Annotated in this window: 11 protein-coding genes and 1 pseudogene; 3 read left to right on the plus strand and 9 right to left on the minus strand. The window is 52.8% G+C overall.

Translation table 11 applies throughout. The annotated features are described in order from the left end of the window. Position 1: 1 nt before the first annotated feature. The 3 genes from ACN0V1_RS00780 to ACN0V1_RS00790 are packed head-to-tail and all read right to left on the minus strand — an operon-like array spanning position 2 to position 2,533. Entirely contained in the window at positions 2–781 is a 780-nt protein-coding gene (locus ACN0V1_RS00780) for an N-acyl homoserine lactonase family protein (protein WP_417543157.1), read from the minus strand. Beyond that, the gene (locus ACN0V1_RS00785; RefSeq protein WP_417543158.1) at positions 774–1,160 is read right to left on the minus strand and encodes a hypothetical protein; all 387 of its coding nucleotides are present in this window, start codon (positions 1,158–1,160) and stop codon (positions 774–776) included. The genes ACN0V1_RS00780 and ACN0V1_RS00785 overlap by 8 nt, the downstream gene beginning before the upstream one ends. Then, positions 1,157–2,533 (minus strand): acyclic terpene utilization AtuA family protein, encoded by a 1,377-nt coding sequence (locus ACN0V1_RS00790; protein ID WP_417543159.1) that lies wholly within the window; start codon positions 2,531–2,533, stop codon positions 1,157–1,159. Before ACN0V1_RS00790 ends, ACN0V1_RS00785 begins: the two co-directional genes overlap by 4 nt. 93 nt (positions 2,534–2,626) lie before the next feature. Here ACN0V1_RS00790 and ACN0V1_RS00795 point away from each other — a divergent pair, with 93 nt between their 5' ends. Beyond that, positions 2,627–3,310 carry a GntR family transcriptional regulator gene (locus ACN0V1_RS00795; protein ID WP_417543160.1) on the plus strand — a complete coding sequence of 228 codons (684 nt, stop codon included), beginning with the start codon at positions 2,627–2,629 and terminating at the stop codon, positions 3,308–3,310. Positions 3,311–3,734: 424 nt separating this feature from the next. On the opposite strand, the gene ACN0V1_RS00800 is transcribed toward ACN0V1_RS00795, so the two are convergent. The 4 genes from ACN0V1_RS00800 to ACN0V1_RS00815 all read right to left on the minus strand — a co-directional run bounded on the left by ACN0V1_RS00800 (position 3,735) and on the right by ACN0V1_RS00815 (position 9,241). Further along, on the minus strand, positions 3,735–4,658 hold the full coding sequence (locus tag ACN0V1_RS00800) for a LysR substrate-binding domain-containing protein (RefSeq protein ID WP_417543161.1): 924 nt from the start codon (positions 4,656–4,658) through the stop codon (positions 3,735–3,737). 152 nt (positions 4,659–4,810) lie between these two features. Beyond that, the gene (locus tag ACN0V1_RS00805) at positions 4,811–6,307 is read right to left on the minus strand and encodes a CoA-acylating methylmalonate-semialdehyde dehydrogenase (protein ID WP_417543162.1); all 1,497 of its coding nucleotides are present in this window, start codon (positions 6,305–6,307) and stop codon (positions 4,811–4,813) included. Positions 6,308–6,381: 74 nt separating this feature from the next. Further along, on the minus strand, positions 6,382–7,539 hold the full coding sequence (locus ACN0V1_RS00810; protein WP_417543163.1) for an iron-containing alcohol dehydrogenase: 1,158 nt from the start codon (positions 7,537–7,539) through the stop codon (positions 6,382–6,384). A gap of 73 nt (positions 7,540–7,612) precedes the next feature. After that, positions 7,613–9,241, minus strand: a complete 1,629-nt coding sequence (locus ACN0V1_RS00815; protein WP_417543164.1) for a BCCT family transporter — start codon at positions 9,239–9,241, stop codon at positions 7,613–7,615. A 343-nt stretch (positions 9,242–9,584) separates the two neighbouring features. Here ACN0V1_RS00815 and ACN0V1_RS00820 point away from each other — a divergent pair, with 343 nt between their 5' ends. Further along, a complete protein-coding gene (locus tag ACN0V1_RS00820; RefSeq protein WP_417543165.1) occupies positions 9,585–12,098 on the plus strand; it encodes a CoA transferase in 2,514 nt (837 codons plus the stop codon). 215 nt (positions 12,099–12,313) lie between these two features. Here ACN0V1_RS00820 and gcvA read toward each other — a convergent pair whose 3' ends face one another. Further along, the gene (gcvA, locus tag ACN0V1_RS00825) at positions 12,314–13,252 is read right to left on the minus strand and encodes a transcriptional regulator GcvA (protein WP_417543166.1); all 939 of its coding nucleotides are present in this window, start codon (positions 13,250–13,252) and stop codon (positions 12,314–12,316) included. A gap of 126 nt (positions 13,253–13,378) precedes the next feature. On the opposite strand from gcvA, the gene ACN0V1_RS00830 reads away from it, so the two are divergent. After that, a complete protein-coding gene (locus ACN0V1_RS00830; RefSeq protein ID WP_417543167.1) occupies positions 13,379–13,558 on the plus strand; it encodes an RSP_7527 family protein in 180 nt (59 codons plus the stop codon). Positions 13,559–13,656: 98 nt separating this feature from the next. On the opposite strand, the pseudogene ACN0V1_RS00835 reads toward ACN0V1_RS00830, so the two are convergent. Then, a pseudogene (locus ACN0V1_RS00835) lies at positions 13,657–14,432 on the minus strand (transposase). Positions 14,433–14,485 lie beyond the last annotated feature (53 nt).

Raw genomic sequence — 14,485 nt, forward strand, 5'->3', positions numbered from 1 at the left:
TTTAAGTATATTTATATGGGCAGGGCTTCCATGCCTCCCAGAGGCCTGGATCGTGGCAGATGACAATCCCTGCATCTAAAAATTCACCAAGCATTTTGATTCGCTGTATTGTTAACACGGCTTCAGCCGGCGTATGCGCGTTGCCTGGAGGGACAGCTGGGTCAAAGTTGGCAGGACAGAATACGGCGTCACCGGTCAAAATCATGACTCGCCCAGAGGGAAGCCGAACTAACATCGACTGGTGACCTGGCGTGTGTCCAGGAGTGGTCATGAGCGCTACACCCGGTTTCAGGATTTGATCACCTTGGAGCACATCAAGTGTTTTAATTGACTCGTATTGATTTGATACATAAACCCTTTGAACAAATGGATCCGGACGAGAGGCAAAGCGCACTTCACGATCCTGCATAACAAAACGAGCATCAGGAAAAAGATGGTTCGCTCCAGAATGATCCCAGTGCAAGTGACTATTAACCACAATAGCGACATCTTCTGGTTTATAACCCAACTGGTTTAAGCGGTAACGAATATCATCTTCAGGGTCGAAGCTCGCAATCAGGTTTTTCAGTCTTTCAGGAAGATGGCTCTGTCCCTCAAGCACACATGGAGATATCCCGGTATCAAATAGAATGTGCTCGCCGTCACTCATTTCGACAAAAGCACCGGTAACAGGGACTTCGACTGGAAGCCCAACGCCCTCGCGATACGTTAGGACCGACTGCTCTAACTTGAGTCGCCCCAATGGTAAGATTGACAGACTTTTAACATGAGTATCATTCATGACTTTTACCACCATTCAGAAGGGTGCTGGGAATTGCAACCTCTAGTTCAAGAAGACGAAACGACAAAGACTTTCCGTGCCCATCTAGGTTTAAACTTCCGTTAACACCGCCCTCAAGGGCTCCATCAATAACAAAGTTCATACCACCTAGCTTAGGAAGCAAGAACCGGCGCACTTCAAATACTCCCCGATGAGAAAAATGTTCATAAACCTTGCTTTCGTCAATTTGATTCTGAATGAATGGGTAAAGGTCAGGGTTGTATGCAAAGAGACAGATGCTTAAACGCTCCCCCTTATCTCCGGCGCGTGCATGAGCGATAGTATGGAGAGCAACAGTGACCAACTGATCCGTTGACGAGTTTTGAAGTGCTTTGCTCATGCGAACGTCACCTTGGCTTGGATCGAGGACTTGGGAATTAGGTAAGAAACCGTGTGTATCCGCTCTACATGGTTGCGACGTGCGCCACCGCCGCCCGCTGGTCCGCAACATAGCAGCGCAAGAACTTCCTGTGTCGCACGCTCTACTGTCTGTCGATCATCGGCTTCGACTGCAAGACGTAAACGCAAGTCGGAATGCGACGAAAGATCCATTTTCTGTCTGAGAAATGAGTCGTCACTATCAAAAATGCTAACAGCACCCATAAGATCAATACGCGAACGCACGTTCAATCCACGTATTTTGAGACGCTCTTCTATAATATCTGCGGCGAGTCTTGCGCGAGCACCTGAATTTAGACCGGCATAAGAAATTTCACCTTCACCGAGCCATCCCCCAGAAAGGCTTACAGTAACTTTATATGTTTCAGTTGCCGGCTTGCCACGAACTCCCTTTAGCTCGATTCGGTTTAGACCAAGCTCAATAATTTCAGCCGCAGACAAGTCCACTATGACATCTGGGGTGACATAGGCTGATGGGTCATGTACCTCATAAAGCAGCTGTTCACGGCCCGTCCGGGCGTCCACTCGTCCTCCGCTGCCATCAGCTTTCGTCATTATCAACCGTCCATCAGCATGTATTTCAGCTATAGGAAAACCAATGCGGGCCATGTCTGGGACATCCTTATACCCTGGATCCGCGAAGTAGCCTCCAGAGATCTGCGAACCACACTCGAGAAGATGCCCAGCCATTGTGCCAATGGCCATACGCTCCCAGTCGTCAAGCTGCCAACCAAGACCATAGATCAGTGGGCCCAATGCCAAGGCGGGATCAGCCACGCGACCCGTGACTACCACATCGGCGCCTTCCGAAAGGGCTCTAGCAATAGGAGCTGCTCCGAGATACGCGTTTGCTGCGACAATTTTATCTTTTGATAGTTGATATCCGGGAGGTGTCCCCTCCCAGGGGATTAACTCCATCTCCTGTATACGTTCACGTAGATCGTCACCTACAACAACCGCAATCCGGGGGGGGCTTAGCCCCTTAGCTTTAGCGATGTCATGTATGAGTCTTGCAGCTGCGCTCGGGTTTGCTGCACCGAAATTACCGACAATAGGAATATTGGCATCTAAGCACTTGCCCAGAATTGGCTCCAAAAGGTCTGAAAGTAGAGGCTCATACCCCTTCTCAGGATCCGCCCGACGGGCCTTTTGTGCCAGAGCGAGCGTACGCTCACCCAACGTCTCTAACATCAAAACTGCTGGGCGACCATCAGCAATCAGGTGATCAACAACGGGGCCAGGCGCATCAACTCGGTCGCCCGAAAAGCCAGCACCACAGCCAATGAGCATCTGATCAAATGGGGCTTTCTTCATGAGCAAACTTCCTTATTGAACTTATTATCGATAATTTTTACAATAAGAGCATACTCTATTGAGTTCAGTCAACACCCCAAATACCATGAGACTATGACAAACCAAAAAAACTCTGCTTCAAAATCGACAGCCAAGCCTCCAACTGTCTCCGCTATAGTTGGGGTCTTAGAGCACGAAATTATTTTCGGACAACTACACCCTCGTGAACGTCTAATCGAAGATGAGCTGATGAGCCGCTTCGGTGCAACGCGGCACAGAGTGCGTCAGGCCTTGGAAGAACTTGTTCAAGTGGGGCTAGCCTGCCAGGAAAGGCACAAAGGTACTCGAGTTCGAGATTACACAACGGAAGAAGTCATCGATCTGTATGAGATTCGCCATGCGCTGCAGTCTCAAGCAATATCTCGCATAACTTTTCCTGTTCCTTCCGAGGTAATTGATCGACTACAACGGCTAAATGAAGAGCATATAAAAGCATGTCAGTTAGCTGATTTAAAAAATATTTTTCGGCTTAACAACGAGTTTCATGATGTGTTTTTTAACGCTTGTGGAAATAAATTTTTAGTTGAAGCTATCGGCTCATATGCTTGGAGGAGCCACCCTATGAGATCACGAGGTTTCTTTAATGCGGAATACAGAGACAAAGCATCCAAGGAACACTTTGAAATGATCGAAGCGCTCATCGCGCAAGATCGGGAAAAACTATTAAAATTGAATGCAACTCACATTAATAGACCCCGCGATCTGTACATTGAAAATCAAAGTCGGAGGCTAAGCTAAGTCGTAGTGCTGGAGATTGGCATGTTGGAGTCAACTATCCGAGACACCCAGACTCTCAACTCCAATCTGACAATGCTAAAATCGGGGCCGGCCCACACCGAACAACCTTCCAATTCCTCAGCAACCAAGGGTCATATTCGGGCGATCCAAAAATCTCACGCTGTGCCCAAACTACAGGTCGTTATGTGAGCTTAACTGTTTTAATTTGGACAAGCGCACATCGACAAAACCCATAGGCAGCAACGACTTACACCGATTTAAGGCGAGGCCGGCCAGTTAAAACCGTCTAACGGGGTGCCCTCCGAAGGCAGGAGTCACAGGTTCGAATCCTGTCGGGCGCGCCATATTTTTCAAGGCCTTACGTGAGAGCGTAGGGCCTTTTTGTTTGGCTGTGCCCAACTGGTTAAAAATTAAGTAGTGCCAACTATCCTGCCAGAGGGGGACCCGGCCGCCGCTCAGCCTCTTCCATCAGCCAACCACGAAAAATTTCAGCGTGGGGATGAATATATTTATTGGACGGCCGCACCAGATAGAACGCTTCAGCCGTCGGTACTCTTTGTGCAAACGGCGCTGTCAGTATGCCTTTACCGATCATGTCTTCAACCAGACTGGTCCTTCCGAGGGCGATGCCATCCCCATGCTTCGCCACCGTCAGCGCAGAAATTAAAGTATCAAACTGAATTTCCTGTGAAAAACGGATATCAGACAAACCTACTTGATCGAGCCAATGGCCCCAACCTTCCTCATAACCGATAACGTGTAGCAGTGTCTGTTTACTCAGTTGTTCAAAAGCCTCCAGCCCCCCGGAATCGATATCTCCGAGATTGCTTGCCAACTGGGGGCTGCAGACGGGAAACAGCTCATCCCAGCTCAATCGGTCCGCGTCAAAGCCCGGCCAGTCCCCCTTCCCGTAGCGGACTTCCATATCGGAATCGTGCGTGCTGTTGTCCAGCCAGATATTGCTGGTAAAACGCACACCCACATCCGGATGTCTCTCGCGAAAGCGCGCAAATCGGGGAGCTATCCAGGTGGTGAAGAATACAAGATTCGTTCTGACGGTCAGTAAGCGGGTTTTACCCTGACCGAAAATTTCATCCGTCGCCGTGGTAAGCCGTCTGATGCACTCATGCACCACCGGCAGATACGCCTTGCCGGCGTCCGTCAATTCCAGGCCCCGGGGTAATCGCCGAAACAGGTCCGTACCGAGCTGAGATTCGAGGCCCTTCACATGCTGACTGATCGCAGCCTGAGTCAGGTTCAATTCAACTGCAGCCTGGGTCAGGTTCAGGTGGCGCGCTGCGGCTTCAAACGTCCGCAACCAGTTTAACGGTGGGAGCCTCTTTTTCATGATCCACAACTTTTTTATAGTTAAGAGTCCTATTCTGTTTTATCACTCACTGTAATGCCAGCATCGCTCCAGACATAAAAAAGGCGGTGACTCACTTCATGAGTACACCGCCAATAATCAACTTATGATGAGCAACCTATAGCTCTGAACGCTTACTTCATCGTTGGCATCGAGAACTCAGCGCCCTCACGCACTCCGGCGGACGGCCAGCGTTGGGTGATCGCCTTGCGACGCGTGTAAAAGCGCACTCCATCCGGTCCGTAGGCGTGCAAGTCCCCAAACAGGGAGCGCTTCCAGCCCCCAAAGCTGTGATAGGCCACCGGCACTGGCAGAGGTACGTTAACACCGACCATGCCGACTAGGATGTTGTCGGTGAAGTAACGGGCGGCTTCGCCATCGCGAGTAAAGATGCAGGTACCGTTGCCGTACTCGTGGGCGTTGATCAGATCCATAGCCTCCTGCATGGTGTTGACGCGCATCACCTGAAGCACTGGCCCAAAAATTTCTTCCTGGTAGCTGGTCATCTCGGGAGTGACCTGATCAATCAGCGTACCACCGACGAAAAAGCCGTTTTCGTGGCCGGCAACAACCTGTTCCCGGCCATCCACCACAATACGCGCGCCCTGCTGCTCGGCGCTATTGATATAGCCCACAATCTTGTCGCGATGCTGGCCAGTAATGACGGGACCAAAGTCATTACTGGATTCGCTGTACGCCCCCACTTTAAGGGTTTTCATGGCCTCAGCCATCTTGGCAACCAGAGCATCGCCGGCGGCATCGCCCACGGCAACCGCAACCGACAACGCCATGCAACGTTCGCCGGAGGAGCCAAATGCCGCACCCAGCAATTGGTTCACCGCATTGTCCATGTCGGCATCGGGCATGACGATGGCGTGGTTCTTGGCGCCGCCCAAAGCCTGACAACGCTTACCGTTAGCACTGGCGGTGCTGTAGATGTATTCGGCAATCGGCGTTGAGCCCACAAAACTGACCGCCTGGATGCGAGGGTCTGTCAGCAGGGTATCCACCGCTTCTTTATCGCCGTTAACCACGTTCATGACGCCGTCGGGCAAACCCGCTTCCTGCAGCAGCTGGGCAATGAACAGCGTTGAGCTGGGGTCACGCTCCGAGGGCTTCAGGATAAAACAGTTGCCACAAACGATGGCCATCGGGTACATCCACAGTGGCACCATGGCGGGGAAGTTAAACGGTGTAATACCCGCCACGACGCCCAGCGGCTGGAATTCGCTCCAGGTGTCAATACCGGGGCCAACGCTGGGGCTGTGCTCGCCTTTCAACAATTGAGGAGCGCCGCAAGCGTACTCCACATTTTCGATCCCGCGCTGCAGCTCACCCAGAGCATCGTGTTGGATCTTGCCGTGTTCTTCACCTATCAGCCGGGCAATGTGATCCGCGTTCTGCTCAAGCAGTTCCTTGAAGCGGAACATGATACGGGCACGCTTGATCGGCGGAGTCGCGCGCCACGCTGGGTAGGCGGCTTCTGCCGCGGCAATGGCCTGCTCTACCGTGGCTTTGGACGCCAGCGCAACCTGCCGTGAAGCCTCACCGGTGGAAGGGTTAAAAACAGGTTGCGTACGGATTTCGTCGGCAACCATCTGGCCATTAATCAAATGTCCTACAGTGTTCATAGTTTGTCCTCAATGTGTGTTCACCCAGCGGGTGCGTCAGTTGTTGTTAGATAACCGGTGGTTGGCTGCTGGTGTTACCAGAGCTTTTTGTAAAGTTCGATAATCTCATCAGCGCTGGGAATACGGGGGTTGTTTCCCGGCGACCCGGACTGCAGCGCCTGCTCTGCCATGGTCGGCAACAGCCGGAAAAATTCGGCGCGATCGATACCGAACATTTCCGGAGTCGGCACTTCCAGTTTGTCATTCAAGGCATAAAGCTCCGCCATCAGTTTGCTGTTGGCGACGTCGGTGCTGTCTTGTTCCGAAGCAACCCCCATAGCACGGGCACAGTCGGCATAACGCTCAGCGGCGGCAGGAATGGAAAACTCGGTGACCGCAGGCAACAACATGGCGTTAGACAAGCCGTGAGGCACATGAAAAGCCGCGCCAATAGGCCGGCTCATGCCATGCACCAGAGCCACCGAAGCGTTGGAAAAAGCAATGCCCGCCAGAGTGGAACCCAGCATGAGCTGCTCGCGAGCATTTTTATCGGTGCCATCATGGAACGCGCGCCGCAGGTTCGGGCCGATTAAGCGCATTGCCGCAATTGCCTGGCCGTCGGTATACAGGCTCGCCTTGCGACTGACGTAAGCTTCCATAGCGTGCGTCAGGGCATCAATGCCGGTATCGGCGGTGGTGCGCTTGGGCAGGCTCAGGGTCAGATCAAAATCAACCAGTGCCGCCACGGGCATAAAACCCACACCCATACACATCATCTTTTCATCGTTGGACTCGTCCGTGATGATGGTCATCCGGGTAGCTTCCGAACCGGTACCCGCGGTGGTAGGTATGGCAATGATGGGCAAGCCCAGTTCATTGACGATGCGCGGAAACTTATAGTCCCGCATGGTACCGCCAAATTTACCCAGAATACTGATGGCTTTCGCGCTGTCGATGGGACTACCGCCGCCAAGGGCGATGATGCTGTCGTAATCCCCGTCGCGAACTTTGGCAACACCCGCCTGTATTGAGCTGACCGTGGGTTCTGGCACTGTGTCATCAAACACGTCGGCCGACAGTGCACTGGCAGCCAGGCAGTCCTGAATGGTCTGGGTGTAACCGAGTTTGACCATCATTTTGTCGGTGATGATTAACGGACGACTGCAGCCCAGGCTCGCCAGTACTTTCGGCAGCTGTTGCGAGGCACCTTCACCGATTTGCAGGATGCGCGGGAGAATGACTTGGGTAACCATATTTGCTCTACCTGTTTCTGAAGTTGGGGGCTTACCCAGACTGGATCTAAGCCCAGGATATTGTTACTAATTTTCAGTGAGCACCTGTAGCAGCGGCCACACCCGATTTGTTAACCCGTGGCTCAGCTGCGCCTGCCATCCTGGCGGGACTATGCAGCTTCCCCGGCATCGCCTCCTCACGCAAGGACTTGAAAAAGCCGTAGATGGCCATGATTAAAATCACTGAGAAAGGCAAAGCCGCGACGACCGTGGCGGTTTGCAACGCCCCCAGACCACCGGCCAGCAACAGAACCGCCGCGACCGCGCCAATTGCCGCCCCCCAGAACACTCGATAACGGGCCAGAGGGTTGGTATCTCCCATCGAGATCAGCGTACACACTACCAAGGTCGCAGAGTCGGCAGACGTCACGAAGTAAGTCACCAGCATAATAGTGCAGATACTGGCCATCAGCGTAACCACCAGACTGCTGTCAGTCATCAGCTCAATCGTCTTGAACAAAGCCATGGTGGTGTCGGCATTGACCGCCTCAACCACACCGCCACTGCCGAACAGCTCGATAAACATGGCGGTATTGCCAAAGATGGTGATCCAGATAATCGCCAACAGAGTCGGGGCAATCAATACGCCAAGGATAAACTCACGAACGGTACGGCCTTTGGAGATGCGGGCAATGAAGATACCAACGAAGGGTGTCCAGGAAATCCACCAGCCCCAGTAGAAAATCGTCCACCAACCCTGCCATTGGCTTTCAGGATCGGGATCCACCCAGAAGCCCAACTCAACGGCGTGAACAACATAGTCGCCAAAATTGGTCATCAGTGCCCCCAGCAGGTAGGCGGTCGGCCCAAACACCAAGAACAACCCGAGAATGACCATGGTCAGGCGCATATTGAGCTCACTTAGCAGACGTATACCGCGATTCAGGCCGGTAACCACCGAAATCGTCGCAACAACCGAAATCACCGCAATCAAAATAATGGTGTTGGTCGTTGAAACCTCAACGCCCAACAAATAGTTCAGTCCGGTATTCATTTGCTGCGCGCCCATCCCCAGAGAGGTGGCAATACCGAAGATGGTACCGAACACGGCCAGCAAATCGGCCACATGGCCAATCGGACCGTAGATACGATCACCAAAAATGGGATAGAGACTGGACCGGATAGAAAGAGGCAAACCTTTGCGGTAGCTGAAGTAGGACAGGATCAGACCACTCATGGCGAACACCCCCCAGCCGTGCAGCCCCCAATGGAAGATCGACACTCGCATGGCCACTTGCGCCGCTTCCGCCGTCAGCTGCTGGTTTTCTGAGATAAACGGGTTGCCTTGAAAATATGAAATAGGCTCAGCAATACTCCAAAACAGGATGCCGATTCCGATTCCGGCTCCAAACAGCATGGAAAACCAGGAAAAATTACTAAACTCTGGCCGATCAGTGTCTTTACCCAAGCGTATGCTGCCGTAACGAGTAAACACCAAGCCGATCACCATAAACAAAATAATGCTCACCATGCCTATGTAATACCAGGCCAGCTCTTTGGCAATAAAGTTCTTGGCGGCACTGTACAACGCGTTGGCATACTCGGGGTCTGCTACGGTAAACAAAACAAACGCAAGTACCAGTACTCCTGCGCCCACGGCCATGACTGGACTGGTTCCAGCCAGCCAGCCGGACGAGCTGACTAACTCTTTGTTGTTATTCATACATTGTTACCTCTTGTGGAGTTCGCTAATTGTTATTGTTCGCTCTGATCCAATAAGTTCTTGAGATGACTCAGCACCCTCTGTCGAAGTGGTGTTATTTTCATCAGGTATTGCTGTGGATTGAAACCAATAAAAACCGCCCCTAAGACCTGCTTTTTTTTATGGCTCGCGCAGCCACAACAACATTACCTACAACCACCTATAAATAAATTGAGGTCTCAGGGGCTTTTTATATTGCTGGTCCGATCGTCGCGTGTGCCCCTAACATGACTGCCACCGAAACATTGTCGGTTTTCATGACAGCTCAACAAACGTTGAAACATAGCGAGAAGGATAAAGAGCAATGACAACAAAGAATCCCCTGCCGTTAGAAGGCGTGCGCGTTGTTGATTTTGGCCAGCAGATTGCCGGCCCCGCTGTAGCCATGGTGCTGGCCGACTTTGGCGCCACCGTTGTGCACATCGACCCACCAGAAGGCCCCCAATGGGATCACCCAGCTAACGCGGTGCTGAATCGCAACAAGAGCTGTCTGAAGCTGGATTTAAAAAGCGAGTCTGGATTAGCGCAGGCCAAGTCGCTGATCGAACAGGCCGACATCGTGATCGAAAGCTTCCGGCCGGGCGTCATGAAAGAGCTGGGGGTGGACTTTGCGCAGCTGCGTGCCGACCGTCCCGAACTGATCACTCTGTCGGTGCCGGGTTTTGCCAGCAACGATGAGTTACGCCGTGAATGGAAAGCGACCGAAGCTGTGGTTGCTGCAACTTGCGGTGCGTTCACCGACATGGGCTTCAACCGGGTGCTGATGGGCATCAACCCTAGCTTCTCCCCTCTCCCGCTGGGTTCGGCGTACGCCATCTCACTGGCTTCAAGCTCCGCCGTACTGGCGCTGTTGGAGCGGGAAAAAACCGGCCGGGGTGATCACGTTGAAGTGCCTGTCGCCGCCGCTTTGATGGAAGGCCTGTCCTACAACTCTTACGTTATCGACGGCTTGCCCAACCGCTACAAAACCATGCGGGAAGATGAAATCGAATACCGCAAGGCCAATAACATCAAGTTTGACCTGAGCTATGAAGACCTCCAGGAGTATCTCGACCCATTTTACCGCACCTACGAGTGCGCCGATGGCCGCATGTTCTACTGCGTTTGCCCCTCGCACCGCAATCACGCAAAACGTGCCCTGAAACTGCTCGGTGTTTACGACGAGCTCAAGGCCGCAGGGTTGCCGGAAGTGGAAGATCTGCATGCGCCGGTTGCCGAGTGGGATGGCGAGACCTCTATTGGCGTTTACCCGCTGCCCAAAAAGTGGGCCGACATCATCTCTGAGCAAATGAAGACGGCGTTCCTGACCAAGACCTCCGCCGAATGGGGTGTGTTGTTTGGTGAAGGCCAGATCCCCGGAGCCCCGCATCGCACCACCCAGGAGTGGGTGAACGATGAGCACACCAACGCTGCCGGCCTGATTGTTGAGGTGAACGACCCTGAATACGGCCTGATGAAGCAGCCGGGGCCGATTGCCTGGCTGGAAGAAATGGCCACCGACATGCTGACGCCGCGCCCTCGCAAACAGGTTTCCTTCGATGAAGCGCTGGCTGAGTTGTCCGCCGTGGCGGCACAGGAAACCGTAACCCGGCCCACCGGCCAATCTATTCAGCCAGCCAGCGGCAACGGCTGGCTTGAAGGTCTGCGCATTCTGGATCTGACCAACGTCATCGCCGGCCCGCACTCAACGGCTTTCCTTAGCCGCTTTGGTGCAGAAGTGATCAAGCTGGATACGGTCAAGCCGATGTACGATCCGTTGATTGGTGTTTTGTTCACCTTCCAGACCAATGTCAACAAACAAAGCGCGCTGGTGGACATAACCACAGCCGAAGGTCGGGAAGCGTTTAACCGTCTTGTGCGTTCGGTAGACATGGTTGTTATCAACGCACCCGACCGCCAAATGAAATCCCTGGGGTTGGACAACGACAGCCTGCAAGCCATAAACCCGGGCGTACTGTTCTGTCGCCTCGACTGCCTTGGCGGCCCATTGCGTGGCCCCAAGACCGACTACATCGGTTACGACGACATCGTTCAAGCCAACAGTGGCATCATGAGCCGCTTCGGTGGCCCAGCCACGCCTGAGGAGCACGCGCATCTGGGTACCCTGGACGTAAACTGTGGCTTTGCTGCGGGCCTGGGCATGGCGGTTTCGCTCTATCACAAGTTGAAAACCGGCCAGGCCACCCGCGCACGCACCTCGCTGTCGGCGGTGACCAACATTGCTCAAATCCCGTTTGCCTTTGACTATAAGGGCCGCGCGCCCTTCAATGAGCCATCCGGACGGGAAGCTCTGGGTCATCACGAGCTGTCACACTTCTATAAAACCAGTGAGGGTTGGATCTTCCTGGACTCGAACCGTTCTGAGCTGGACAAGCTCGAAGGTGTCGAAGGTTTGCAGGGTATTAGTTCAGCGGCCAGTATCCGCGACTTTCTGCACGCAGCTTTCCGTACAGCACCGGCCAGCTACTGGGCAGAAACACTGCAGGAAGCGGACATCGCAGCGGCCCAACCGAATGCCATTGAAGACCTGCGCGAGCAATACAACCGCGACGCCGATGGCACTCCGGGTACGGCTTTGGGCAGTTTCTCTTTCTCAACCTACCCGAACCACCCGAGCGGCCACTGCATTACGCAGATTGACCACTGTTCGGTTCGTCCGACTGAAGCGTCCACCCGAACTATTGAGCCAGCGGAGCAATATGGCCACTCCACACGCAATATTTTGGCTAGCGTTGGCTACACTGAGGAGGAAATCGAATCGATGATAGAGCGTGGTATCGCCGGGATGAAATGGAGTAGGGAATACCTGCCAAGCTAAGCCGGGCGCAGAGCCTGAGTTCTATACTCTACGGGACTCAGGCCTTTCAATTTTCTAGCCACTTACACCAAAACGCAGGGCAAGAACTCAGACAAGTGGACTATATCGTTAACTATCGGATACTTTTCAAGAGAAACGGATCACTGAAATTGTCCCCTTTTGGGACACGCTTTTCCTGACAGTTGCGAACATAAATCTCAGACGTAAAATTCAACCTAGTGTTCCGCGGCCTTACCCGGCAGGGACACATTTTCTACCCCATATGCATCGGTAGCCTGCATTTCGTTGATCAACCATTCTTTGAACGCCTTCATACCCAAGGTCAATGGGCGGTGCTTCTGATAAACCAGATAAAAGGCTTTCCGGGTATCAAGCGGAATATCGAACGGCACTACCAGATTCCCGGAACTGATTTCCCTGGAAGTCAGCGTGGGGTCCGCGAGCGCAACTCCAAGGTTTTCCTGCGCTGCCGCCGTAGTTAGTTGACTACTGGACAACTGAAGGCTGTCCTTGGGCGCAATGAACTCCGCGCCGGCAAGTTGTAACCAGTTCTCCCATTCCCACTTGCGTGTACCGACATAGATCAAGGTGTGATGGCGCAGGTCATTCGGAACCCGCAAAGGGTAATTTCCCTCCAAAAGCTTCGGGCTACATACAGGCACAAGCCTTACTTTCTGCAGAAAATAAACCTCAATGTCATCCCATTCGCCATTTCCATAGTAGACCGCCATATCCGTGTTCGACTGATTGAAATCCAGCAAACCTAAAGAGGCACTTATCTGCAGCTCAATGTCCGGATATATCTCTCTGAAACGAGACATGCGCGGCATCAGCCACCGAGTCAGAAAGTTGGGCGCTACGCTGATACGAACCACATTCGATTCCTGGTTGTCTGCCAACCTGTGAGTCGCCATTTCGATTTCGTCCAGCGCGTGTTTGACCGACATCAGGTACTGCTCTCCGGACGGGGTCAGCTCAACCTTCCGTTTGCTACGGCTAAACAGCCTTACCCCTAAATATTCCTCAAGTGTCTTAATTTGGTGGCTCACAGCAGATGCCGTCACGGACAACTCGTCGCCAGCCGCTGCAAAACTGCCTTTTCTGGCAGATGCCTCAAACACTCTTAGTGCATTCAAAGGGGGAAGACGGCGCATAAGGGTTACCACTAATCATGAGTTTTTCTAATCATTGTGCTTAGAAAGGATCGCTTTTCCAACTCTAACGATCTCAGTAGCATAGGTCACATAGAATTTTAAGGTGCAACCGAGGAGAATCACCCCATGGCTACAGAACTCTCAACCATACCTAGCATTGACGAAATTAACGATCTTGTGAAACGTGCCAAAAGAGAACGTAACCAGTACATCGCGGAGAGCGTTGGCTCACTGGTTGCAAAGCTCAACGCTGCATCTCGCTCTTTTTTTGAGACTGTGGCTTCCAAGCTGGCTCCGAGTCACTAATTAGTTTCCATCCAGGAATGTGTGCCAGGCCGGATACCAGTGCCTGTGCCCAGAAGTCAGGCCCCACTTTTAGCTTTACGGTGGGGCGTATCACAGACTCAAATCCTAGTGGGCTCGCCCTGTTTTTTTGGCCTTACGTGCAAGCGTAGGGCCAAAAAAACAGCTGATAACTTCAGATCCTGAGTAGCAACTCTACGTCGCCTCCTGGGATTATGGAACCGCTCTATGTAATCGAACACATCAGCACGCGCTTCATTTAAAGTACGGTATCGCTGGTGAACTGACTGCCTCGATCTGAATGCAGAATCACAGGCGCTTTGCCCTGATGTTGCCAAACCGCCATCTCAACGGTCCTGATCACCATGTAGCGATCCTGCCGGTGATGCATAGACCAGCCCATCATCCCGCCACTGTCATCATGAATCATCTCTGATGCGTGACAACAGGTGCTGGTTAGCCTTTGCCCTGGTGGACTGAGGGCGAGATACCCAAGCGTAATAACCGCTGGCTGACACCTTCAAGCATCGGCACATAAAACGTATCGGGAAGTGATTGCGACAACGTTGAATCGCCTGATACCTCAGGTCGACTCCTTTGCGAAGAACACTGCCGCTTCGCGCAAAAAACCATGCTCCTTCTTTACGCGCGCCAGTTCACGTTTGAGCCCGGCAAGCTCCTCATCTCTCGGTGACCCTGTTCCCTTGAAGGCCTTGCCTGCCTCGGCATCAGCTTCCCGCTTCCACCTCGACAACAGGTTTGGGTTGATGCCCACCTCCAAGGCTATCTGACGACAGCTCACACCGGGTTGGCGAGTTAAAGCGATGGCTTCGCGTTTTAATTCTGGGCTAAATTTTCTGCGTTTGGACGTGAACATTCCTTTGACACAGTGTGCCTCTTTTTAGAAGTGTCCGCAGTAACGGGGTAGAA

The organism is Marinobacter sp. (assembly GCF_048266785.1).
Classification (GTDB): domain Bacteria; phylum Pseudomonadota; class Gammaproteobacteria; order Pseudomonadales; family Oleiphilaceae; genus Marinobacter.